We start from the raw sequence: 21,037 nt of genomic DNA, 5'->3' as shown, positions 1-21,037 counted from the left end.
GTTGGCTCTGCCCCCTTGTTCTCAGGCAGGCGCACCAATCACTCGCAAGATGGGCCGGGCTGTGCGTTTTACGTAGGTAAAGGAGGAGGCCGAAGGCCGGGGGACACGGAGTAAAACGTGCAGCTCGGTCCATCTGGAGCAAACGCGCGAACACAAAAAAGCCCGCACAAGGCGGGCTTTCAAGCAAGGCAATGAAGCGAATCAGGCGTGTGCAGCCCGCAGCTTCATGGAGAACTCACGCAGCGCTGCAATGCCGCTCTCTTCAGCACGATGGCACCAAGCTTGCAGATCATGGATGAGCTGTTCGCGGGACACGTTGGTGTTGAGCCAAAGCTGGCGCAGCTCTTCGCGCATGGTCACCATCTTGTCCAGCACGGGCGAAGCGGCACGAGCCTGGGCCAGTTGGGGCACTTGGGCGGCAGGCACCTTCTCTTCGTCGCGGTGCATCCAGCGCTTGGCAGCCTTGATGACGGCGGCATCGGCACTGCGGGCCTTCATGGCTTCCAGTTCGGCACGGGCAGCAGCACGCACGCCATTGGCATAGGTGGCCATGATCTCGTAACGGTTGGCGATCAGGGCTTCCAGCGTCTTCTCGTCAGCCACGGGGCGAATATCGCCATAGGCAGCCTTGGGCGGAGTCTTCTTGACCTTGGCCAGACCAACGGCTTGCATGATGCTGATGTACATCCAGCCGATGTCGAACTCATAAGGCTTGACCGACAGCTTGGCCGAGGTGGGATAGGTGTGGTGGTTGTTGTGCAGCTCTTCGCCGGCAATGATGATGCCCCAAGGCGAAATGTTGCGGCTCTGGTCGGCCGCTTCAAAGTTGCGGTAACCCCAGTAGTGGGCCGCACCGTTGATGATGCCGGCAGCGGTGACGGGGGTCCACGCCATTTGCACGGCCCAGACGGCCAGGCCAGCAGCACCGAACAGGAACAGGTCGATGATCATCATCAGACCCACGCCCTGCCAAGAGTAGCGGGTGTACAGATTGCGCTCAATCCAGTCATCGGGCGTGCCGTGGCCGAAACGGGCCAAGGTTTCCTTGTTCTTGGACTCGGCGCGGTACAGCTCAGCACCTTCAAACAGCACCTTCTTGATACCGTAAACATGCGGGCTGTGCGGATCTTCAGCCTGCTCGCACTTGGCGTGGTGCTTGCGGTGGATGGCTGCCCACTCCTTGGTCACCTGGCCGGTAGTCAGCCACAACCAGAAGCGGAAAAAATGCGACGCGATCGGGTGCAGGTCCAGCGCGCGATGGGCTTGGTGGCGGTGCAGGAACACCGTCACGCTGATCATGGTGACATGCGTCAGGGCCAGCGTGAACAGCACCATTTGCCACCAGGCAATATTCCACATGCCATGGGCCAGCCATTCGATTGCTGCGTTCAGCACAGCCCAATCAGGTAACAACATAGTCGGTTCAATCTCTCAACGAGGTTTGGTTAGTTATGAAACAGGGACGACACGCGCCCCTGAACACCCCCGATTTTAGAGGCTGTAGTCTTTTTTGACCAGTCAAATCAACTTCAAGTTAAAAAACATTAACTTTCGTCAATTATTTCACTTCTTTTGCCAAACTGCAGCAAAAAAACCATCAGTCATATGTTTGTGGGGCCATAGACGGAGGTAGAGCTGACCGTCTTCTCCACCGGCGCACAGGCTTGGTGCGTTCTCCACTTTCAGCCCAGCCAGCACCTCGCCCGCAGGCAAGGCCACGAAGTCCGGGTTGGTGGCCGCAAAGGCTTCGGCAATGGCCTCGTTCTCCTGCGGCAGGATGCTGCAGGTGGCGTAGACCAGCCGTCCGCCCGACTTCACCATGCGCGCGGCGCTTTGCAGGATGGCGGCTTGCTTGACGGCCATCTCTTCCACGCCCGCCATGGTCTGGCGCCATTTGAGATCAGGGTTGCGGCGCAGAGTTCCCAGGCCGGTACAGGGGGCGTCCACCAGCACGCGGTCCATCTTGCCGGACAGGCGCTTGACGCGCTCGTCGCGCTCATGGGCGATGGCAGCGGGGTGCACGTTGGACAGGCCGCTGCGCGCCATGCGGGGCTTGAGCGAGTCCAAACGGTGGGCCGAGGTGTCAAACGCGTAGAGACGGCCGGTGCTGCGCATTGCGGCGCCAATGGCCAGGGTCTTGCCGCCGGCGCCGGCACAAAAGTCCACCACCATTTCGCCGCGCTTGGCGTCCAGCAGCATGGCCAGCAATTGGGAGCCTTCGTCCTGCACCTCAAAGTCGCCGCGCAGGAATGCTTCGTTCTTGTTCAGCGCCGGCTTGCCGGCAATGCGCAAGCCCCAAGGGGAATAGGGGGTAGGCACAGCCTTGATACCGGCCTGCTGCAGTTCTTTTTGCACATCGGCGCGTTTGGCCTTAAAGGTGTTGACGCGCAAATCCAGGCCTGCGCCCAGGTTGAGATGCTCCACCAGAGGCCAGAATTCGTCGCCCAGCTGCTCGCGTAGCGGCTGCACCAGCCATTCCGGCAGGTTGTGGCGGTGGCGTTCCATCAGGTCGTCGGGCTTGACGGCCTCGCACTGGTCCAGCCAGCGCTTTTCCTGGTCGGTCAGCGCGCTGCGCAGAAAATCGCCCGGGCCGTAGAAGCCAAGAATGGCCATGCGGCGCTCCTTGGGACCGCTGCCACTGGGGGACAGGTGGTCGAACAGCAGCTTTTTGCGCAGCACGGTGTAGGCCGTTTCGGCCAGCGTGGCGCGCTCGCGCGGGCCCAGGCCGCGGTTGTCACGGAAAAAACGCGAGACGACGGCGTCCGCGGGATGGTCGAATTTGAGAACGAGCCTGACCAGTTCGGTACAGGCCTCAAGCAGGGCTTTTGGATGCATAGCCTAGGATTGTCCCATGAGCGATGAAAACCTACCCCCATTAGTCATCACCCTACCCGGCCGCTACCGCCACTACAAGGGCATGGAATACCAGGTACTGGACACCGTGCGCCACAGCGAAACGCTGGAACCCATGACCCTGTACCGCGCGCTGTATGGCGAACATGGGCTTTGGGTGCGGCCAGCGGCCATGTTTCTGGAAACGGTGGTGATTGATGGCGTGGCGCAAACGCGCTTCACGCGGATTGGGGACTGAACCGGGCCCCAGCCCTCATGGAATTTGCGTGAGAAGCTACTGAATTGGTAGCAACTTGCCATCTCCCGGCGCCTGCGGCAGCCACAGCACAGCCTCCAGACCACCACCGCTGCGGTTGCGCAGCTGCAGATGGCCGCCGTGCTGGCGGGCAATATCGTTGGCTGAAGCCAAGCCCAGCCCCACCCCGCCGGTGTTGCGGTTGCGGGATGACTCCACGCGGTAAAACGGCTCCAGCACTTTTTCCAGCTCATCCTCGGGAATGCCGGGGCCGCGGTCCCGCACGGTGACGCGTAGGCCTTCGGCGTTCTGTGCCAGTTCCACCTTGGCCGCCCCGCCGTAGCGCACGGCGTTGTCCAGCAGATTGCCAACACAGCGACGCAGCGAAGAAGCCTGGGCCCGCACCGGCGCCAACGCCGCAGCAGGCTCTAGCAATTGCACGTCGTGGCCGCTGTCCTGCTGGTCGTGCACCAGGCTTTCCACCAGCGAACGCATGTCCAGCGCCACCCAGGGTTCTGCTGCCGCCGCGCCGCGCAGGTAGTCCAGCGTGGCACGGATCATGGTGTCCATCTCGGCGATGTCGCGGCCGAAAGACTGGCGCTCGGCCGCATCGGGCAGCGATTCCACGCGCAGCGCCAGACGGGTTAGTGGCGTGCGCAGGTCATGCGAGACGGCGGCCACAAACTGGTCGCGCTGGGCCAGCTGGGCGCGGATGTGCTGCTGCATCTGGTTGAAGACGCGCGTGGCCTCCCGGCATTCCAACGAACCGGCCTCGGGCAGGGGCGCGCGGTGGATGTTATGGCCCAGTTCGCGCGCAGCACCAGCCAGACGGCGTATCGGGTCGCTGAGCCAACGCGCAGCCACCCAAGCCGCCATCAGCAGTGCGCCCAGGCGCACACCGATGTCGACCAGCAAGCCCGCGGGCGGCGGACCGCCGTGATGGCGCTTGTCCGAGGGATCGTGTTGCGGTGGCGGCGGTGGGGGTGCATCGCCCCAGTGCACCGCACCGGCCGGCGGGCCAGGCAGCGGGCCATCGGCGCGGAGATCCGGCCGCATGTCGGGCCGCATTTCAAACATGAGGGTGAGCGCCAGGATATGGCTGCACAGCACCGTCAGACCCAGTAGCCAGGCCAGGCGGCCAAACAGGCTGTCGGGCAGGCAACGCTGTACTAAGGTGCCCATCCGCCCCATGAGAGACGGAGCTGGCGTGATCAGGCCCGCCACGCCATGCGCCCCTGGACGGACTGCACGTTGAACATATAGCCGGCTCCGCGCACGGTCTTGATCATGGAGGGCTCGTCCGGATCGTCGGCCAGCTTTTGCCGCAGGCGGGAGACCAGCAGGTCGATGCTGCGCTCGAAGGCGTCCATGGCGCGGCCACGGGCCTGCTCCATGAGCTGGTCGCGGCTGAAGAGGCGGCGCGGGGTTTGCAAGAAGGTGGTGAGCAGGCGGAATTCGGCGTTGGAGAGCGCCACGGTGAGGCCCGTGGGCGAAACCAGGGTGCGTTCCTCGCGATGCAGCTCCCAGCCGTCAAAGCAGACCACATCGCTGCGCGCCACGCTGGGTGCGAACTCGCGTGCGCCCTGGGCGCGGCGCAACACCGTCTGGATACGCGCCACCAGCTCGCGGGGCTCGAAGGGCTTGCCCATGTAGTCGTCTGCACCGTTCTCCAGACCCATGATGCGGTCAAAGGGCGTGGTGCGCGCAGTCAACATGATGACGGGGATGTGGGAGCGCTCGCGGATCTCGCGCGAGAGCGTGAGCCCGTCGGTGCCGGGCAGCATCACGTCCAGCACCACCAGGTCCACGCGCTGGCGTGCGAGCTGCTGGCGCATGGTGCCAGCATCGCAGGCGGTGTGCACCTCGAAGCTGAAGCGGCGCAGGTAGTCGCCCAGCAGCGCGGTGATGTCGGCATCGTCATCGACGAGAAGAATGGATGTTTTGGGGCTCATGGGGGCGCTCCGGGGGAGTCCTTGCGGCCGCCCCAGTGTAGAAAAACGGCCCCCAACTGAAGCCACGAATTGGCCGCTAAGCGCCCCCCAGTTGCGCGCTTGAACCGGGCTTTTGTATCAGCCTTGGTACACAGATGACAAACCCCCGATACCTGCGCTCCCAAGAATTGGTGACGTCGCTCGGTGCTTTCCTGCTTTCCGGGTGGCACTCCCACCACCATCCTGAAAGGAATGACCATGAGCACCATCAGCGGGGTGAGCGGTTCCAGCAATGCCTGGGCTGCCCTCAACACCCAACGCAGCCAGCACCAGGCCAAGATGTTCGCCAAAGTGGATACCGACGGCAGCGGCGGCGTCGACCAGACCGAACTGAGCACCATGCTGAGTGACATCAGCGAAAAAACCGGCACCACCGTGGGCGATGCCAAGGAGCTGTTCACCAAGATGGACAGCAACGGAGACGGCAGCCTCTCCAGCGACGAGCTGGACGCCGGCATGAAAGAACTGATGCCGCCACCCAGCACCATGGAATTCGCGCAATCGCGCGGCATGGGCGGCATGGGCGGTAGCAGTGAGGGCAGCCAGGACGACCTCTTCGCCAAAATTGACACCGATGGCGACGGCAAGGTCAGCCAGGACGAGCTGAAGGTGCTGACCGACAAGATCAAGGAAGACACCGGCCAGGACGTGAGCCAGGACTTTGCCAAGCTCGACACGGATGGCGACGGCGCGCTGAGCCAGACCGAGTTCGAGGCTGGCCGCCCCCAGCCGCCCGAAGGCAGTCAGGCGGCCCAGGGTGCCGGCGGGCCGGGCGGAGCTGGAGGCCCCGGGGGACCTGGTGGCCCAAGCGGCGCCGGCGGTGCGCAAGGCGCATCTTCCGCCAGCACCACCTACGACCCGCTGGACACCAACCAGGACGGTGTGGTTTCCGAGGTGGAACGCATGGTGGGCGAGCTGCGCGAGGCCCTGGCCAACCTGAGCAGCAGCGACGAATCCAACAAGACCAGCACCAACCAGCAGATCGCCGAGCTGGCGCAGAAGATCTACACGCAGGTGTCACAAGCCCTCAACGAAGACAAGGGCAATACCCTCAGCGCAACAGCATGATATGGGCCTCTATCCATTGTGGAATATGCGCAAGCAGCTCCTGATTCCATAGCAAATGCGGCGCCACCAACCCCTGTGGTTGTCGGCGCCGCGCTGTCTTTACCCGTCTTTACAAACAGGGCATCAAGGCGACACCCCTGGCCCGCACCATGCAGGCCATGCCCCCACGAATACGTTTCCCCACCGCCCGGCTGCGGCAAATCGCTGTCGCCAGCCTGATGGCGCTGGCCGCTCTGGGCGGCCATGCAGCCACCCCCATCCCCGAAACACCTGCCATGCCTGCCTGGTCGCAAACCAGCAGCACCACGCCCGACAGCCTGGCCCAGTGGTGGGACAAGTTCAACGACACCCAGCTCTCCGCCCTGGTCACCCAGGCGCTGCAGGCCAACCCCAGCCTGCGCAAGGCCGAGGCCGCACTGCAGCAGGCCCGCGCCCTGCGCGACGCCAAGCAGGGCAGCCAACTGCCCAGCCTGGGCGCCAGCGGCTCCGCCCAGCGCAGCCAGACCGACCAGCAGCCCGCCACCAGCAGCTTCAAGGCCGGGCTGGACGCGAGCTGGGAGCCCGACCTGTTTGGCGGCAAGCGCGCCGCCCTGGACGCGACCGAAGCCGACACCCAGGCCCAGCAGGCCACGCTGGCCGATGCCCAGGTCTCGCTGGCGGCCGAAGTGGCGCTGGCCTACCTGCAACTGCGCGGCCAGCAAAGCCAGCTCGCCATCGCCCAAACCAACCTGGCCAGCCAGCAGGAAACCCTGCAGCTGACCGACTGGCGCGCCCAGGCCGGCCTCACCACCAGCCTGGAAGTCGAACAGGCCCGCACCTCCGTGGAGCAGACGCGTGCCGAGATCCCCAGCCTGCAGGCCAGCATTGCGGCCAGCCAGCACAGCCTGGCCGTGCTGACCGGCCAGGCGCCTACGGCGCTGACCGAACAACTAGGTACCGCCGGCCCTATCCCTAGCGCGCCCGAGCAACTGGGCCTGGCCTTCCCGGCCGAGACGCTGCGCCAGCGCCCCGACGTGCGCGCCGAAGAGGCCCGCATTGGTGCGGCCTTGGCGCGTGTGCAGGTGGCCGATGCAGCGCGCTACCCCAGTTTTTCCATAGGCGGCTCGTTGGGTGTGAGCGCACTCACCTTGGCCGGGCTGACCAATGGCGCCAGCGTACTGGGCAGCCTGCTGGCCAGCGTGTCCTGGCCGGTGTTTGATGGCGGCGCGGGCAACGCCAACCTGCGCGCCCAACAGGCCGCGCTGACGCAGGCGCAGGCGAGCTACCAAAGCACGGTGCTTACTGCGCTCAAGGATGTGGAAGACGCCCTGGCCGCCCTGCGCGGCGACCGCGCGCGCCTGCAGCACCTGCAGAGCGCGGCCCAATCGGCCGAACTGGCCGCCCTGCTTGCGCAGCAGCGCTACGCCAGTGGCCTCATCGACTTCCAGACCGTGCTGACCACCCAACGCACCTTGCTGAGCGCGCAAAACAGCGTGGCCAGCACCCTGACCGACCTGGGCACCGACCATGTGCGCCTCTACAAGGCGCTGGGCGGTGGCTGGTCGGCCACCTCCCCTTCTTCTGCAGGACAACCATGAGTTCCGACCTCACTCCCACCTCTTCCGCCCCCAGTGCCAGCGCCATCCAGGCTCTGCTGCACACCGCACCGCGCCCCTGGTGGCGCCGGCCCGTGGTGTTGGTCAGCGTGGCCGTCGTCTTGCTCGCCCTGGGTACCACCTACGCACTGCGCGCGCGCAGCCAAGCCAAGGCCGCACCCAGCTATGTGAGCGAGACCGTGCAGCGCGGCAACCTGACGCTGAGCGTGTCGGCCAACGGCACGCTGCAGCCCACGCGCTCGGTGGCCATCGGCAGCGAGCTGTCGGGCACGGTGCGCAATGTGCTGGTGGACGTGAACGATCGCGTGCGCAAGGGCCAGCTGCTGGTGGAGCTGGACACGGCCAAGCTCACCGACCAGCTCACCAAGAGCCGCGCCACGCTGAGCGCGGCCCAGGCCAAGGTGGCGCAGACGGTGGTCACCGTGAAGGAAGCCCAGGTCAGCCTGGCGCGCCTGGAAGAGGTGTCTCGCCTTTCGGGCGGCAAGGTGCCGGCCAAGAGCGAGCTGGACGCTGCCCGCGCCACACTGGAACGCGCCCAGGCCGACGAGGCCAGCGCACGCGCGAGCGTGGTGGAAGCGCAGGCTGGTGCGTCCAGCGACGCGACCAATCTGTCCAAGGCCTCCATCCGCTCGCCCATCGACGGAGTGGTGCTCACGCGCAGCGTGGACCCCGGCAATGCGGTGGCCGCCTCGCTACAGGCCGTCACGCTGTTCAGCGTGGCCGAGGACCTGAGCAAGCTGCGCCTGCAGGTGAATGTGGACGAGGCCGATGTGGGCTCGGTCAAGGTAGGCCAGAAGGCCAGCTTCACGGTCAGCGCCTACCCCTCGCGCAAGTTCCCCGCCACCATCACCCGCGTGGCCTACGGCTCCACCACCACCGAAAACGTGGTCACTTACATCACTTACCTGGAGGTGGACAACAGCGACCTGACCCTGCGCCCCGGCATGACGGCCACCGCCACCATCACCGCGACGGAACGCAAGGACGTGCTGCTGGTACCCAACACTGCGCTGCGCTTTAGCCCCAGCACCGAGGCGAGTGCTGGCCGGCCTGCAGCCGGCGGCAGCAGCATCATGAGCAGCCTGATGCCGCGCCCGCCCGGTGGCGGCGCGCGCAGCAAGATCGCGGGCACCGCCGCCGGTGCCGGCGGCAATGCCAAGCAGGTCTGGGTGCTGCGCGACGGTGCACCCACCCCCGTGGCGGTGCAGACCGGCATCAGCGATGGCCGCATGACCGAAGTGCTGGGCGGCGAGCTGACGGCGGATATGCGCGTCATCACCGACCAGCGCAGTGGCGGAGCCACGCGATGAGTGCAACGGCGACCCAGCCCCTGATCGAGCTTCGCGGCGTCACGCGCACCTACGGCCAGGGCGCCACCGCGCTGCAGGCGCTCAAGGGCGTGGACTTGCGCATAGCCGCCGGTGAATTTGTGGCCATCATGGGCCCCAGCGGCTCGGGCAAATCCACCGCCATGAACACCCTGGGCTGCCTGGATACGCCGACCACGGGCGAATACCTGTTCCAGGGCGTGCATGTGGAGACCCTGAGCCGCGATCAGCGCGCCCAGCTGCGCCGCCACTACCTGGGCTTTGTGTTCCAGGGCTTTCACCTGCTGCCGCGCACCAGCGCGCAGGAGAACGTGGAGCTACCCCTGCTCTACCGCGGCGAATCCGCCAGCGCCCGCCACAAGGCCGCCGCCCGCGCCCTGGCCCAGGTCGGCCTGCAGGGGCGCGAGCACCACACGCCGGCCGAGCTCTCCGGCGGGCAGCAGCAGCGCGTGGCGATTGCGCGCGCCATCGTCACCGAACCCACGGTGCTGCTGGCCGACGAGCCCACCGGCAACCTGGACACGCAACGCAGCGCCGAGATCATGGAGCTGCTGCAGGACCTTAACGTGCAACACGGCATCACCGTGCTCATGGTCACGCACGAGCCCGACATGGCGGCCTACGCCAAGCGCATCGTGCGCTTTGTGGATGGCGTGGTGGAAAGCGATGTGCGCAACGCCCACCCCATGGGCCGGGAGCAACGCAAAGCCCACGACGAGGCCGGGGTGCACTGATGCTCCTCAACACCATCCTCCTCGCGCTGCGCTCCATCCGGCGCAACCTGATGCGCTCCTTCCTCACCATCCTGGGCATCGTGATCGGCGTGAGCGCCGTCATCACCATGGTCACGTTGGGCAACGGCGCGACCCAGGCGGTGCAAACGCAGATCTCCAGCCTGGGCACCAACCTGCTGCAGATCCGCCCCGGCCAGCGCATGGGCCCGGGCTCGGGCGGCGCGCCCTCCTTCAAGGAAGTGGACGCCACCGCCATCGGCAGCCAGATCGGCGGCATTGCCGCCGTGGCACCCGAATCGCGCGCCAGCGTGACCCTGGTGGCCAATGGGCGCAACTGGTCGTCCAGCGTGGTGGGCAGCAACAACGCCTGGCTGACCACGGGCAACTGGCAGATCAAGGAAGGCCGCGCCTTCAGCGAAGACGAGCTGCGCGCAGGCGCCGCCGTCTGCTTCATCGGTGAAACCGTGCGCCGCGAACTGTTTGGCGGCACGCCGGCCCTGGGCCAGGCGCTGCGCGTCAAGGCCATGTCCTGCGAGGTCATCGGCATCTTGGGCTCCAAGGGCCAGGGCAGCTTTGGCAATGACCAGGACGACATGGTGCTGGTGCCGCTCAAGACCCTGCAGCGCCGCATCACCGGCAACACCCGCGTCAACACCCTGCTGGTCTCCATGGCCGAGGGCAGCGACGCCACCCGCATCAAGGCCAGCATCACCCAGCTGCTGCGCGAGCAGCGCAAGCTGGCCGATGGCGTGGAGGACAACTTCAATGTGCTCGACACCAAGCAACTGGCCGACACGCTCTCGGGCACTACGCAGATCATGACCACGCTCTTGGGTGCGGTGGCAGCCGTGAGCCTGCTGGTAGGCGGCATCGGCGTGATGAACATCATGCTGGTCAGCGTGACCGAGCGCACCCGCGAGATCGGCCTGCGCCTGGCCATTGGCGCGCTAGAACGCGAGGTGCTGCTGCAGTTCCTCATCGAGGCCGTGGTGCTGGCCTCGCTGGGCGGACTCATGGGCGTGGCCCTGGCCACCGTGGCCAGCCTGGGCCTGGCCGCGCTGATGCAGATTCCCTACAGCTTCGACCTGGGCATCAACCTGCTGTCCTTCGCCTTCTCGGCGGCGATTGGCGTGGTGTTCGGCTTTGTGCCGGCACGGCGCGCGGCGCAGCTGGACCCGATTGAGGCGTTGCGGCACGAATAGTGCCTCCAGCCCCCGCAGAATCTGCGCGAGCAGCTCCTACTTCGATAGCAGATCGCGCAGTGCCTGGGGGTAGATCAGGTGCTCTTGCGTGAGCACGCGGGCGGCCAGGGTGTCGGCGTTGTCGTCTGGCAGCACGGGCACCACGGCCTGTTGCAGGATGGGGCCGTGGTCCAGTTCGGCGGTGACCAGGTGCACCGTGGCACCGGCGAACTTGCAGCCGGCCTCGATAGCGCGCTGGTGCGTGTGCAGGCCGGGGAAGGCGGGCAAAAGCGAAGGGTGGATATTGGTGAGGCGCCCTTCGTAGTGGGCGGTAAAACCCGGCGTGAGGATGCGCATGAAGCCGGCCAGCACCACCAGCACCGGCGCTTCGGGCGTGTTGTAGCGGTCAATCTCGGCCATTAGGGCCGCGTCGAAGGCTTCGCGGCTCTCGAAGGTTTTGTGGTCCAGCACGGCGGTGTCTATGCCCTGCTCCTTGGCGAAAACCAGGCCGCCGGCCGTGCCCTTGTTGCTGATGACGGCGGCAATGCGCGCGCCAAAGCGGCTCTCCCAGTCTTCACGTTGTGCGGCCCGCACGATGGCGGCCATGTTGGAGCCGCCGCCAGAGATGAGAATGACGATGTTTTTCATAACTGGCTTAATTATGACCACCCCCTTGCTGCTCACCCCTGTCGAAGCCCGCGTGCTGGCCACGCTGATGGAAAAGGCGCGCACCGTGCCCGACAGCTACCCGCTCACCCTGAACAGCCTGTTGCTGGGCTGCAACCAGAAAACCAGCCGCGAGCCGCTGATGGAGCTGAGCGAATCCGAAGTCAGCAGCGCGGTGGACACGCTGCGCGAAGCCGGACTGGTGCACGAGACCAGTGGCGGCCGTGCCACCAAGTTCACCCACAACGCGCAACGCGGCATCGGCGTGCCCGAGCAGAGCGCCGTGCTGCTGGGCCTGCTCATGCTGCGCGGCCCGCAGACGGCGGCTGAGCTGCGCCTGAACGCCGAGCGCTGGTACCGCTTTGCCGATACTTCCTCCGTCGAAGCCTTTCTGGACGAGCTGCAGGAGCGCAGCGAGGAGAAAGGCGGCCCGCTGGTCATCAAGCTCGACCGCGCACCGGGCGCGCGCGAGCAGCGCTGGGCGCATTTGCTGTGCGGGCCGGTGGACGCGAATGCCGCTGCCACCGCACGCAGTGCGGCCCCGGCCAACGGCGAGCTACAGGCCCGGGTGACCCAGCTGGAGGCCGAGGTGGCCAGCCTGCGCGCGACCGTCGAGCTGCTGTGCAAGGAACTGGGCTTGTCGCAACCCGGACAAACAGAATAGAACGATCGTGCTAAAACACGCGTTGTAGCGGCTTCAGACCGCCTTTCAGGAGATCTTTTCAATGGATTTGGCTTTCACCCCCGAAGAACAACAGTTCCGCGAAGAGATTCGCGCCTGGGTCAGCGCGAACCTGCCCACCGACATTGCCCACAAAGTGCACAACGCCCTGGAGCTCACGCGCGACGACATGCAGCGCTGGGCCAAGATTTTGGGCAAAAAAGGCTGGCTGGGCTTTGGTTGGCCCAAGGAATTTGGCGGCCCGGGCTGGACCGCCGTGCAGAAACATTTGTTTGAAGAAGAGTGCGCACTGGCTGGCGCACCGCGCATCGTGCCCTTTGGCCCGGTGATGGTGGCCCCGGTGATCATGGCCTTTGGCAATGCCGAACAGCACCAGCGCTTTTTGCCCGGCATTGCCAGCGGCGAGGTCTGGTGGAGCCAGGGCTATAGCGAGCCCGGCTCCGGTTCGGACCTGGCCTCCGTCAAGACGCGCGCCGAACGCCAGGGCAACAAGTACATCGTCAACGGCCAGAAGACCTGGACCACGCTGGGCCAATATGGCGACTGGATCTTCTGCCTGGTGCGCACCAGCAACGAAGGCAAGCCCCAGACCGGCATCAGCTTCCTGCTCATCAACATGAAGAGCCCCGGCGTGACCGTGCGCCCCATCATCATGCTGGACGGCGGCCACGAGGTGAACGAGGTGTTCTTCGACAACGTGGAAGTGCCCGCCGAGAACCTGATTGGCGAAGAGAACAAGGGCTGGACCTACGCCAAACACCTGCTAAGCCACGAGCGCACCAACATCGCCGACGTGAACCGCAGCAAGCGCGAGCTGGAGCGCTTGAAGCGCATCGCCAAGCGCGAAGGCGTGTGGGAAGACAGCCGCTTCCGCGACGAGATTGCCAAGCTGGAAGTGGACGTGATTGCGCTGGAAATGCTGGTGCTGCGCGTGCTGTCGGCCGAGAAGAGCGGCAAGAACTCGCTGGACATTGCGGGCCTGCTCAAGATTCGCGGCAGCGAGATCCAGCAGCGCTACAGCGAGCTGATGATGCTGGCCGCCGGCCCCTTCGCCCTGCCCCTGATCCGCGAGGCCATGGAGGCCGGCTGGCAAGGGGACTTCCCCGGTGGCGAAGCCGGCAACGCGCCCCTGGCCTCTCACTACTTCAACCTCCGCAAGACCACCATCTACGGCGGCAGCAACGAAGTGCAACGCAATATCGTGGCCCAGGTTGTTTTGGGTTAAGAGGAGAAGAACATGGATTTCGATTTTTCTGACGACCAGGAACAACTGCGCGACGCCGTGCGCAAGTACGTGGACAAGGGCTATGACTTCGAGCGCCGCCGCGCCATCACCCGAGCCGGTGGCTTTGACCGCGCTGCCTACACCGAGCTGGCCGAGCTGGGCCTGACCGGCCTCTATGTGCCCGAAGCCGATGGCGGCATGGGCATGGGTCCCATCGAAGGCATGGTGGTGATGGAGGAACTGGGCCGCGGCATGGTGCTGGAGCCCCTGGCCCAGGCCCTCATCGCTGGCGCAATGATTGCCGGCTATGCCGATGCCGCTACCAAGGCAGCCTGGCTGCCCGGTGTGGCCAGTGGTGAAAAGCTGGTGGTGCTGGCCTACCAGGAGCGCGGCAGCCGCTATTCACTGGACGCCATTGCAGGAAAAGCCCACCAAGCCCCCGGTGGCTATGTGCTGAACGCTACCAAAAGCATAGTAGCCGCCGGCGATCTGGCGGATGCGTATCTGGTCTCGGCCAAGGTCAACAGTGTGCTGGGCCTGTTCCTGGTGGAACGTGAATCGGCTGGCGTGAGCACACGCGGCTATGGCACGCAAGACGGCAGCCGCGCCGCCGAAGTGACCTTCAAGAACGCCCCCGCCACACTCATCACCACACAAGGCCTGGCCGCGCTGGAGCATGCGATGGACGTGGGCATTGCCGCCACCTGCGCCGAGGCCGTGGGCGTGATGGACAAGACCGTGGCGCTGACGGCCGAGTACCTCAACACTCGCAAGCAGTTTGGCGTGGCGATCAGCAGCTTCCAGGCCCTGCGCCACCGCGCGGCCGACATGAAGATGCAGCTGGAACTGGCCCGCAGCATGAGCTACTACGCCAGCCTCAAGCTCAACGCCCCGGCGCCCGAACGCCGCGCCGCCATGGCCCGCGCCAAGTACCAGCTGGGCCAAAGCATGCGCTTCATCGGCCAGCAGTCGGTGCAGATGCACGGCGGCATCGGCGTGACCGACGAGTACATCGGCAGCCACTACTTCAAGAAACTCACCCAACTGGAAATGACCTTTGGCGACAGCCTGCACCATCTGGGCGAGGTGTCGGCACGCATGCAAGACACAGCTGGCGTGTTTGCCTGAACGGGCCCGGGGCTGGACGGCACACAAACGCCAGCCCCTGCCTTGAAACCACCATGGCCGTCTACCTCCAATGTGTCGCCAAGCGCATGCGCGGCGGCTACAAACACGAGCACATCCACATCCTGTGGTGGGTGCAAGTGGTGGACGGCAAGCCCACTAGCGAGACTGGCTTCTCCACCCAAACGCAGTTGATCGACTTCGTGGAATCCAGCGGCCCGCAGGCTCTGTGGTGCCCCGCCGCCAAACCCGGCCGGCCCGGGGCGTGGGTGGGTGTGCAAACCTTGGGGCGCAAGAAGTATTTACAGGCTTATCGGGACGGGCGGCCTACGGAGGACTTGTTGGGTTTGCCTGACAAGTGAGTCGGGTGTCAGCCTCGGCTCAGAACCCACGCCACGATCTACTGCCCGGCTTTCTTCGCGGGAATCCCGAATCCGACACCAAAATAAAAGTCGGTCTCTGGGGGCGGAGGGAATGTTGCCGATTGAAGGCTTGATTCAACACAAGAAGCAAAAGCTGTTTGCTCCTTCCAGTAGATTGCACCGACCTTGCCCGAAGTGGTCACCACAAACACGAGATCCACTCTCGGTGGGCGTTCGAGAGCCGGTTGGCTAAGACATTTGCCCACTGCTGGGCCGACAACGCCCCGAAAGGCGGGTTGCATCTTGGTTTGGTACCACTCCAGCAATGCGGGGTTAGATGATGAAGCTTCTGACTTTTTCTCCGCTTCAGCATAGGTCTCGGCAAGACACACAGACGATGCGAAAAGTGTCATGACGAGCAAAGCTTGCTGAAAATACTTGAACATCCGATGTGACTTCCATTGATTTTTAAGCGTCCGAGGCCACCAGCACGCAACATCCGCGACGAAGCAACGCCCAGATGTTTCATATCTGAGTGCTGAGTGGGCGGACCTGCTAGCTTTCATTGTGTCTGAGACCGGAACTCGTTTTGACTAACGTGGACAATCTTCGCCCTTGCAAGTCAAAATGGCCTTGAGCTCTTTAGTTCGCTGCTTCGTCATACCTTGCCAACAGACGGCGGTGGCTACGTATCGGAAACTACCGCCCTCCCAAGCAACGGTCTCAAAACGGCAACCGGCTTCACGATAGGCGATCCAAGCTCGTTGCGCGTCGAGAAGGGCATCCTTCGCAGCAGGCTCTTCAAGCCATTTCATTGCCTTGCTATAGGCGTCATTTAGTAATACGTCTGCTTGGAAATACCCGTACCAAGCACAAATAGCCATATCCCCTGCACCACCACACCCCTTCGCGATTTCCCTCCGGATTTGCTGCTCGTCGTAACCGGTATTTTGAGAGGACACCATTGCGCGAATGGCTCGCTCGTCTACCGCCGCATGGGCTACCGAAGAGCATAAAACGAAAATCAGAACTAGAAGCCGCATGATATGAACGCTATCGTTGGAGGCCACTGACAAGCAACACGCGCCGCGAAGCGGCATCCTGAAATTGCTTGTCCGTGTGAACCGACATGTGAAGGTCATTGGGTGGTTGATCGTTCAAACGGACTTCCTTTAAGGGACAGCAGGGCCGCACTGGCGCCCCCTGACCGATAGGCTGTCCTGACAGCATCTTGCTCCGGAAGGCTGGGGGCCGCCCTCAAACTGAAATTCGGAAGCGAGATTGGTGCAAGGCACGTACGGAGTTGAACGATGAGGTCTTGTAAGACCGTGTCTTCAGACCAACGCTCGCATTTGGCTTCAGCAATCGCAAGCCGGATAAGCCAGAAATTGTGCGAATAGTTGGTCGCAGACACCGACGACAAATGACTCATGTAACTCTCGCTAGGTTTGAGGCAAGCCAACCAACCAGCCGCGACAATGCCGCGCCATGAGTATTCCCCTGAGCAAAGGTCGGCCAAAACATTCGCATTGAACGCCGCCAAATACTTCAATAAGACGTAGTGATAGTCAAGCGGCTCGTAACGGACCTGGAGGTACTGCGCCAGCACGCTCCCTAGCTCAACTGCATCGCGCACCAATTCCGCAGTGCGCTGTTTCGCAGCTGACACCTTCATGATTCGTATGTACTGCAGATCTGTGATCATGCGAACGACATCATCATGATCGAAATACATGCACTGATCTTTCACGTGAAGATGACCGGGCCACCAACATGAACAGCGAAACCGCCTGCTCCTGTTGTGGGTCCGTGTCGATTGATGAGTTAAGTCGCATCGTTCACCTCGTCAGTGCTCCTGCGCTTCTCCATGAGACGCTTGACAGAACCGAAGCCAACGATCGCGCCCGCTAGGACGAGCACCAGCGAATAAACGAAGTTCGTCTCCCTTCCGGACAGGAGAAGCTGCAGTGGATCGAAGATCACTCGGCAAAGCAACTCGCCGCGACCGGTGCACTTCACTGCAACACGCCCAGGGTCAAGCAGCAGATGTGCGGCGGAGTAGAAGAAAAAGGCGGCCAGGACAACGCCCAAATATGGCACCCAAGCCGGGCTGAGGGCTTCTGTCATAGCTCGACGCCGCTCATAGTCATTGAAGCTCTCTGGAGGACGCATAGACTGACTGCGACCTACCGTTGGCGGTCAGCGGGCGGCATAGCCGTCCGATGGAGCAATGAGTCAAAGCTACTTCCAGTCATGTGAAAGCAGCTCACTTGGTATGAGGTCGCCCCAAATCTTCCAACCTTCTTTCTGCAGTCTTTCGAACCACTCGTCACGCCGCGATTCTGGAAGGCGAGAACCACAAAATGGGCAATGGTGGATTTGAAGGATTTCAGCCGAAGGTTGGCAAATGAGCCCATATTCGTTGAAGACTGGTGACCAATAGATGCGCTTATCAGTTGACCCTAGCAAAGGGCTCTCTGCGCGAGGAAACGCCATGTTTACTTGCTCAGACATTTCCGCGCAGCAATGCTCTTTGGCATAGCTTGGTTCGTCGGACAGAACAAGCGAGAAGGCCATGCGCTTTAACGTGTTATGGCCGTCAAACAGGTCTTATGAACAAAGTCGCGTCGCCACATTTTTTCCTCCCGTGTACTTATTAAGTGATTGATTTATATCTGATCTAGCAGATTCAAAGCTACCTGGTTTTCTTGAAAATGAAGCCAAACCCCGCAAGAAAGCATTCGGGTAGGAGCAGCTATTACGCCTGTGCCTCATGACAAGCCACACACAGCTTGTTCCCCTCCGTATCCCGAACGTAAGCCCCGTAGTAGTTGGCGTGGTACTCGGGCCGCAGGCCGGGGGCACCTTCGCTGCTGCCACCATGGGCCAACGCCACTTGGTACACCGCATCCACCTGCGCGCGGCTGCTCGCCAGAAAAGCTGTCATCTGGCCGTTGCCAACCAAGTGTTCGTTTTCAAACGGCTTGCCGATCAGGAACAACGGACGCGCCACGCCTCCAGTCTGCCAGCCCGCCCAAGGGCGGCTGCGGTCGATGAAGCGTTGCTGTTGGCCCAAGGCCTGCATGAGCGGGGTGTAGAAGCGCAGGGCTCGTTCGAAGTCGATGACGCCGACGAAGATGTGGGAAAACATGGGCCCTCCAGTTCAACTGATTTGCTATCAAATAAGAAGCTGCTTACGCAGATTCCACGGGGGCTGGAGGCCTGAAACACCGTAAATGGCTAGACCAGCCCCTCCTCCAGCAGCTCCCGCTTCACATAGGCGTAGTACAGCGGCGCGGCCACCAGGCCGGCCACACCAAAGATGGCTTCGCCGACAAACATCACCGCCAGCAGCTCCCAAGCGGACGTGCCGGTGCGCTTGCCCACCACTTTGGCGTTGATGATGTATTCGAACTTGTGGATGGCGATGAGGAACATCAGGCAGGCCAGGCCCACCATGGGCGCCACCGACACGCCGGCCAGGGTGAGCACGCCGTTGCACAGCAGGTTGCCGACGATGGGGATGAGGCCGGCAAAGAAGGTGAGCGCGACCAGCATGCCGCGGTAGGGAATGTGCACCTCAAAGAGCGGCAGGACGGCGAGCAGGAAGATAGCCGTGCACATGGCGTTGAACGCCGCAATCCAGAACTGGGCGACCACGATCTGGCGGAAGGCCTGGATGAAGTGCGCAGCGCGGGTACGCATGGCGCCACGCAACGGTGCGGGGTGGTCCATCGCGGGCGTACCCACCACCAGCGCGCCAATGACCAGGCCCACATAGGCCAGCAAGCCACCCTGCAGGCCGGCAGAGCCCATGCCGGTCAGTGCCCTGGCCTGGGACTGCAGGTAGGCCGCCAGCCAGGCCTGGGCCGCGATCAGCTCATCGGGCAGGTGGGAGGCAAGGTTGGGTGGCAGCTTCTGCCGGATTTCGAGCACGGTACGGGCCAGGTGCTGCAGCAAGGCCTCGTACTGCGCCACCGCGCCTACCAGCATGCCCTGGGCGTTGACCATGACCACGGCCAGCGCCAGCAGGGGCAGGACGATCACGATGGCCGCCGCCCAGAAAGCGGACAGGCGCAAGCGGCCCAGGCGCAGCCCTTCGCTCATGGCTTTGGTGGCCATATAGCCCAGGCACACGGCCAGCAAGCCGGGCAGGAGCCCGTAGCACAGGGTCAACAGGCACATCAGCAGCACCAGCACCTGGGCGCTGGTAGTTACCAAACGGGGGGAGAAGCGCGGGGCGCGGGGAGCGGGAGAGGGAGGCGTCATGTGTAAGCGATGGTAGCAAGCGCCCTGCCAAGGATGAAATTTCCCGCACAAGGCCGGGGACTTAGAACCAAACCCGTTCTTGTCACGGATTTGCCGCACTGCGTTAACACTTCTTTGCAAAAGTTCGCGGAACCGGTCTGGAAATTTCCGCATCCCAACCTACCTTGGAGCAGAGCCCGTCGCAACGGGTGCGGCGGGATGTTTTGTCCTGTGCATAGGAGGTGTCTCAATGGATACAAAAGAAAAGTCAACCTACGCCAAGGCAACCGCGATCGGTTTGCTGGTGTCCACCTGCTTTCTGGGCGGCTATGCGGTGTCGCAACACAACCTCCCTCCCCCGTCCCCCAGTCAACCCGCAGCGGCCGCCCGTGGCGCCACGCCGCCAGTGTTTGCGCCCACCAACTTCTCTGACATTGCAGAGCGCCAAGGCCCGGCCGTGGTCCACGTGAGCGTGGCCGGCATGGTCAAGACCAGCGGTCCGGCAGGCCCGCAGCTGGATCCGCGCGACCCGTTCTATGAGTTCTTCCGCCGCTTCCAGGGCCCGCAACAAGGCCCCAGCGAGGCGCCCACGCGCGGCACCGGCTCGGGCTTCATCGTCAAGTCCGACGGCGTGGTGCTGACCAATGCCCACGTGGTGGCCGATGCCAACGAGGTGACCGTCAAGCTGCAGGACAAGCGCGAGTACAAGGCTAAGGTCATCGGCCTGGACAAGGTGTCCGACGTGGCCGTGCTCAAGATCGACGCCAAGGACCTGCCCACGGTCACCATCGGCGACCCCAAGGCAGCCCGCGTGGGCGACTGGGTGATCGCCATCGGCTCGCCTTTTGGCTTTGACAACACGGTCACTGCCGGCATCGTCTCGGCCAAGTCGCGCACGCTGCCGGACGACGGCTATGTGCCCTTCCTGCAGACCGACGTGGCCATCAACCCCGGCAACTCGGGCGGCCCGCTGTTCAACCTGGCCGGCGAGGTCATTGGCATCAACTCCCAGATCTACAGCCGCAGCGGCGGCTACCAGGGCCTGAGCTTTGCCATTCCGATTGACGTGGCCATGAAGGTCGAAGGCCAACTGCTGGCGCACGGCAAGGTCTCGCGCGGCCGCCTGGGCGTCACCATCCAGGAAGTGAGCCCCGAGCTGGCCGAGTCCTTCGGGCTGGACAAGCCCACCGGCGCGCTGATCAACTCGGTGGAAAAAGGCGCAGCGGCTGACAAGGCCGGACTGCAGCCGGGCGATGTGATCCTCAAGTTCAACGGCACGCCCGTGGCCCAGTCCTCTGAGTTGCCGCCGCTGGTGTCGGACACCGCACCGGGTGCCAAGGTACCCGTCACCATCTGGCGCAAGGGCCAGGCCAAGGACATCAGCCTCAGCGTGGGCCAAATGGATGTGGCCGATGCCAGCCCTGCCGCAGCCGCGCCCACAGGCGATCGCCAGCTGGGCCTGGCCGTGCGGCCGCTGACCCGCCAGGAGCGCAACGAAGCCCAGGTGGCCGGCGGCCTGGTGGTGGAGGACGTGGCCGATGGCCCCGCCAAGCGCGCTGGCCTGCAACCGGGTGATGTGATTCTTTCTGTCAACGGTGAACTCGCCAGCGGCGTGGACACCCTGAAATCCCAGCTGGCCAAGGACCGCAAGCGCATGGCCCTGCTGGTACTGCGTGGGGACGACCGGCTGTTCGTCCCCGTGACCGTGGGTTAAGACCCATGCCGTCCACCATACGAGGAGCCT

23 protein-coding genes are annotated in these 21,037 nt (G+C 63.8%); 11 read left to right on the top strand and 12 right to left on the bottom strand.

Features of this window, described 5'->3' with window-relative positions; genetic code table 11:
* Positions 1–201: 201 nt before the first annotated feature.
* Both AC1RNN_RS01545 and AC1RNN_RS01540 read right to left on the bottom strand, forming a co-directional pair.
* Entirely contained in the window at positions 202–1,416 is a 1,215-nt protein-coding gene (locus AC1RNN_RS01545) for a DesA family fatty acid desaturase (protein ID WP_493086580.1), read from the bottom strand.
* Between the two features lie 147 nt (positions 1,417–1,563).
* Positions 1,564–2,835 (bottom strand): RsmB/NOP family class I SAM-dependent RNA methyltransferase, encoded by a 1,272-nt coding sequence (locus AC1RNN_RS01540; protein WP_493086582.1) that lies wholly within the window; start codon positions 2,833–2,835, stop codon positions 1,564–1,566.
* A gap of 16 nt (positions 2,836–2,851) precedes the next feature.
* Here AC1RNN_RS01540 and AC1RNN_RS01535 point away from each other — a divergent pair, with 16 nt between their 5' ends.
* Complete coding sequence (locus AC1RNN_RS01535; RefSeq protein WP_493086584.1) at positions 2,852–3,091, top strand: DUF1653 domain-containing protein; 240 nt, start codon at positions 2,852–2,854, stop codon at positions 3,089–3,091.
* 36 nt (positions 3,092–3,127) lie between these two features.
* On the opposite strand, the gene AC1RNN_RS01530 is transcribed toward AC1RNN_RS01535, so the two are convergent.
* Together AC1RNN_RS01530 and AC1RNN_RS01525 are read right to left on the bottom strand one after the other, a co-directional pair.
* Positions 3,128–4,270, bottom strand: coding sequence for an ATP-binding protein (locus tag AC1RNN_RS01530; protein WP_493086586.1), 1,143 nt, complete (start codon positions 4,268–4,270; stop codon positions 3,128–3,130).
* Between the two features lie 29 nt (positions 4,271–4,299).
* Positions 4,300–5,040 carry a response regulator gene (locus AC1RNN_RS01525; RefSeq protein WP_493086588.1) on the bottom strand — a complete coding sequence of 247 codons (741 nt, stop codon included), beginning with the start codon at positions 5,038–5,040 and terminating at the stop codon, positions 4,300–4,302.
* 237 nt (positions 5,041–5,277) lie between these two features.
* On the opposite strand from AC1RNN_RS01525, the gene xopAW reads away from it, so the two are divergent.
* The 5 genes from xopAW to AC1RNN_RS01500 all read left to right on the top strand — a co-directional run bounded on the left by xopAW (position 5,278) and on the right by AC1RNN_RS01500 (position 11,006).
* A complete protein-coding gene (xopAW, locus tag AC1RNN_RS01520) occupies positions 5,278–6,147 on the top strand; it encodes a XopAW family type III secretion system calcium-binding effector (protein WP_493086590.1) in 870 nt (289 codons plus the stop codon).
* Positions 6,148–6,296: 149 nt separating this feature from the next.
* Positions 6,297–7,724 carry an efflux transporter outer membrane subunit gene (locus AC1RNN_RS01515; protein WP_493086591.1) on the top strand — a complete coding sequence of 476 codons (1,428 nt, stop codon included), beginning with the start codon at positions 6,297–6,299 and terminating at the stop codon, positions 7,722–7,724.
* Positions 7,721–9,052, top strand: a complete 1,332-nt coding sequence (locus AC1RNN_RS01510; RefSeq protein WP_493086593.1) for an efflux RND transporter periplasmic adaptor subunit — start codon at positions 7,721–7,723, stop codon at positions 9,050–9,052. The genes AC1RNN_RS01515 and AC1RNN_RS01510 overlap by 4 nt, the downstream gene beginning before the upstream one ends.
* A complete protein-coding gene (locus AC1RNN_RS01505; protein WP_493086594.1) occupies positions 9,049–9,804 on the top strand; it encodes an ABC transporter ATP-binding protein in 756 nt (251 codons plus the stop codon). The genes AC1RNN_RS01510 and AC1RNN_RS01505 overlap by 4 nt, the downstream gene beginning before the upstream one ends.
* On the top strand, positions 9,804–11,006 hold the full coding sequence (locus AC1RNN_RS01500) for an ABC transporter permease (protein WP_493086596.1): 1,203 nt from the start codon (positions 9,804–9,806) through the stop codon (positions 11,004–11,006). The genes AC1RNN_RS01505 and AC1RNN_RS01500 overlap by 1 nt, the downstream gene beginning before the upstream one ends.
* A gap of 36 nt (positions 11,007–11,042) precedes the next feature.
* On the opposite strand, the gene purN is transcribed toward AC1RNN_RS01500, so the two are convergent.
* Positions 11,043–11,633 carry a phosphoribosylglycinamide formyltransferase gene (purN, locus tag AC1RNN_RS01495; protein ID WP_493086597.1) on the bottom strand — a complete coding sequence of 197 codons (591 nt, stop codon included), beginning with the start codon at positions 11,631–11,633 and terminating at the stop codon, positions 11,043–11,045.
* Between the two features lie 13 nt (positions 11,634–11,646).
* Between purN and AC1RNN_RS01490 the strand changes: the two genes are divergently transcribed.
* The 4 genes from AC1RNN_RS01490 to AC1RNN_RS01475 all read left to right on the top strand — a co-directional run bounded on the left by AC1RNN_RS01490 (position 11,647) and on the right by AC1RNN_RS01475 (position 15,045).
* On the top strand, positions 11,647–12,315 hold the full coding sequence (locus AC1RNN_RS01490; RefSeq protein WP_493086599.1) for a YceH family protein: 669 nt from the start codon (positions 11,647–11,649) through the stop codon (positions 12,313–12,315).
* Between the two features lie 61 nt (positions 12,316–12,376).
* Positions 12,377–13,558, top strand: coding sequence for an acyl-CoA dehydrogenase family protein (locus AC1RNN_RS01485; protein WP_493086601.1), 1,182 nt, complete (start codon positions 12,377–12,379; stop codon positions 13,556–13,558).
* 12 nt (positions 13,559–13,570) lie between these two features.
* Positions 13,571–14,686: an acyl-CoA dehydrogenase family protein gene (locus AC1RNN_RS01480; protein WP_493086602.1), complete on the top strand. Its 1,116-nt coding sequence runs from the start codon at positions 13,571–13,573 to the stop codon at positions 14,684–14,686.
* Positions 14,687–14,739: 53 nt separating this feature from the next.
* The gene (locus AC1RNN_RS01475; RefSeq protein WP_493086603.1) at positions 14,740–15,045 is read left to right on the top strand and encodes a DUF3892 domain-containing protein; all 306 of its coding nucleotides are present in this window, start codon (positions 14,740–14,742) and stop codon (positions 15,043–15,045) included.
* A 38-nt stretch (positions 15,046–15,083) separates the two neighbouring features.
* Here the strand turns inward: AC1RNN_RS01475 and AC1RNN_RS01470 are convergent, their stop codons facing one another.
* The 7 genes from AC1RNN_RS01470 to AC1RNN_RS01440 all read right to left on the bottom strand — a co-directional run bounded on the left by AC1RNN_RS01470 (position 15,084) and on the right by AC1RNN_RS01440 (position 19,314).
* Positions 15,084–15,491 (bottom strand): hypothetical protein, encoded by a 408-nt coding sequence (locus AC1RNN_RS01470; protein ID WP_493086604.1) that lies wholly within the window; start codon positions 15,489–15,491, stop codon positions 15,084–15,086.
* A 147-nt stretch (positions 15,492–15,638) separates the two neighbouring features.
* A complete protein-coding gene (locus tag AC1RNN_RS01465; protein ID WP_493086606.1) occupies positions 15,639–16,088 on the bottom strand; it encodes a lysozyme inhibitor LprI family protein in 450 nt (149 codons plus the stop codon).
* 95 nt (positions 16,089–16,183) lie between these two features.
* The gene (locus AC1RNN_RS01460; protein ID WP_493086607.1) at positions 16,184–16,780 is read right to left on the bottom strand and encodes a hypothetical protein; all 597 of its coding nucleotides are present in this window, start codon (positions 16,778–16,780) and stop codon (positions 16,184–16,186) included.
* 89 nt (positions 16,781–16,869) lie between these two features.
* Positions 16,870–17,172 (bottom strand): hypothetical protein, encoded by a 303-nt coding sequence (locus AC1RNN_RS01455; RefSeq protein WP_493086609.1) that lies wholly within the window; start codon positions 17,170–17,172, stop codon positions 16,870–16,872.
* Positions 17,173–17,286: 114 nt separating this feature from the next.
* Positions 17,287–17,622 (bottom strand): DUF6980 family protein, encoded by a 336-nt coding sequence (locus tag AC1RNN_RS01450; RefSeq protein WP_493086611.1) that lies wholly within the window; start codon positions 17,620–17,622, stop codon positions 17,287–17,289.
* 181 nt (positions 17,623–17,803) lie between these two features.
* A complete protein-coding gene (locus AC1RNN_RS01445; RefSeq protein ID WP_493086612.1) occupies positions 17,804–18,196 on the bottom strand; it encodes a VOC family protein in 393 nt (130 codons plus the stop codon).
* 89 nt (positions 18,197–18,285) lie between these two features.
* Positions 18,286–19,314: an AI-2E family transporter gene (locus AC1RNN_RS01440; protein WP_493086614.1), complete on the bottom strand. Its 1,029-nt coding sequence runs from the start codon at positions 19,312–19,314 to the stop codon at positions 18,286–18,288.
* A gap of 229 nt (positions 19,315–19,543) precedes the next feature.
* Here AC1RNN_RS01440 and AC1RNN_RS01435 point away from each other — a divergent pair, with 229 nt between their 5' ends.
* Positions 19,544–21,007, top strand: coding sequence for a DegQ family serine endoprotease (locus AC1RNN_RS01435; RefSeq protein WP_493086616.1), 1,464 nt, complete (start codon positions 19,544–19,546; stop codon positions 21,005–21,007).
* The last annotated feature ends 30 nt before the right edge of the window (positions 21,008–21,037 follow it).

The organism is Rhodoferax sp. GW822-FHT02D07 (assembly GCF_058802405.1).
The sequence above is the reverse complement of the archived record's forward strand: the minus strand, read 5'-3'. Positions and strand labels throughout refer to the sequence as shown.

Bases quoted from the DNA above. Each gene is read 5' to 3' on its own strand.
- AC1RNN_RS01480 (WP_493086602.1), top strand. From the start codon at position 13,571: ATGGATTTCGATTTTTCTGACGACCAGGAACAACTGCGCGACGCCGTG.
- AC1RNN_RS01465 (WP_493086606.1), bottom strand. From the start codon at position 16,088: ATGCGGCTTCTAGTTCTGATTTTCGTTTTATGCTCTTCGGTAGCCCAT.
- AC1RNN_RS01470 (WP_493086604.1), bottom strand. From the start codon at position 15,491: ATGTTCAAGTATTTTCAGCAAGCTTTGCTCGTCATGACACTTTTCGCA.
- AC1RNN_RS01445 (WP_493086612.1), bottom strand. From the start codon at position 18,196: ATGTTTTCCCACATCTTCGTCGGCGTCATCGACTTCGAACGAGCCCTG.
- AC1RNN_RS01460 (WP_493086607.1), bottom strand. From the start codon at position 16,780: ATGTATTTCGATCATGATGATGTCGTTCGCATGATCACAGATCTGCAG.
- AC1RNN_RS01540 (WP_493086582.1), bottom strand. From the start codon at position 2,835: ATGCATCCAAAAGCCCTGCTTGAGGCCTGTACCGAACTGGTCAGGCTC.
- AC1RNN_RS01440 (WP_493086614.1), bottom strand. From the start codon at position 19,314: ATGACGCCTCCCTCTCCCGCTCCCCGCGCCCCGCGCTTCTCCCCCCGT.
- AC1RNN_RS01475 (WP_493086603.1), top strand. From the start codon at position 14,740: ATGGCCGTCTACCTCCAATGTGTCGCCAAGCGCATGCGCGGCGGCTAC.
- xopAW (WP_493086590.1), top strand. From the start codon at position 5,278: ATGAGCACCATCAGCGGGGTGAGCGGTTCCAGCAATGCCTGGGCTGCC.
- AC1RNN_RS01535 (WP_493086584.1), top strand. From the start codon at position 2,852: ATGAGCGATGAAAACCTACCCCCATTAGTCATCACCCTACCCGGCCGC.
- AC1RNN_RS01485 (WP_493086601.1), top strand. From the start codon at position 12,377: ATGGATTTGGCTTTCACCCCCGAAGAACAACAGTTCCGCGAAGAGATT.
- AC1RNN_RS01435 (WP_493086616.1), top strand. From the start codon at position 19,544: ATGGATACAAAAGAAAAGTCAACCTACGCCAAGGCAACCGCGATCGGT.
- purN (WP_493086597.1), bottom strand. From the start codon at position 11,633: ATGAAAAACATCGTCATTCTCATCTCTGGCGGCGGCTCCAACATGGCC.
- AC1RNN_RS01505 (WP_493086594.1), top strand. From the start codon at position 9,049: ATGAGTGCAACGGCGACCCAGCCCCTGATCGAGCTTCGCGGCGTCACG.
- AC1RNN_RS01490 (WP_493086599.1), top strand. From the start codon at position 11,647: ATGACCACCCCCTTGCTGCTCACCCCTGTCGAAGCCCGCGTGCTGGCC.
- AC1RNN_RS01455 (WP_493086609.1), bottom strand. From the start codon at position 17,172: ATGACAGAAGCCCTCAGCCCGGCTTGGGTGCCATATTTGGGCGTTGTC.
- AC1RNN_RS01515 (WP_493086591.1), top strand. From the start codon at position 6,297: ATGCAGGCCATGCCCCCACGAATACGTTTCCCCACCGCCCGGCTGCGG.
- AC1RNN_RS01450 (WP_493086611.1), bottom strand. From the start codon at position 17,622: ATGGCCTTCTCGCTTGTTCTGTCCGACGAACCAAGCTATGCCAAAGAG.
- AC1RNN_RS01525 (WP_493086588.1), bottom strand. From the start codon at position 5,040: ATGAGCCCCAAAACATCCATTCTTCTCGTCGATGACGATGCCGACATC.
- AC1RNN_RS01500 (WP_493086596.1), top strand. From the start codon at position 9,804: ATGCTCCTCAACACCATCCTCCTCGCGCTGCGCTCCATCCGGCGCAAC.
- AC1RNN_RS01510 (WP_493086593.1), top strand. From the start codon at position 7,721: ATGAGTTCCGACCTCACTCCCACCTCTTCCGCCCCCAGTGCCAGCGCC.
- AC1RNN_RS01530 (WP_493086586.1), bottom strand. From the start codon at position 4,270: ATGGGCACCTTAGTACAGCGTTGCCTGCCCGACAGCCTGTTTGGCCGC.
- AC1RNN_RS01545 (WP_493086580.1), bottom strand. From the start codon at position 1,416: ATGTTGTTACCTGATTGGGCTGTGCTGAACGCAGCAATCGAATGGCTG.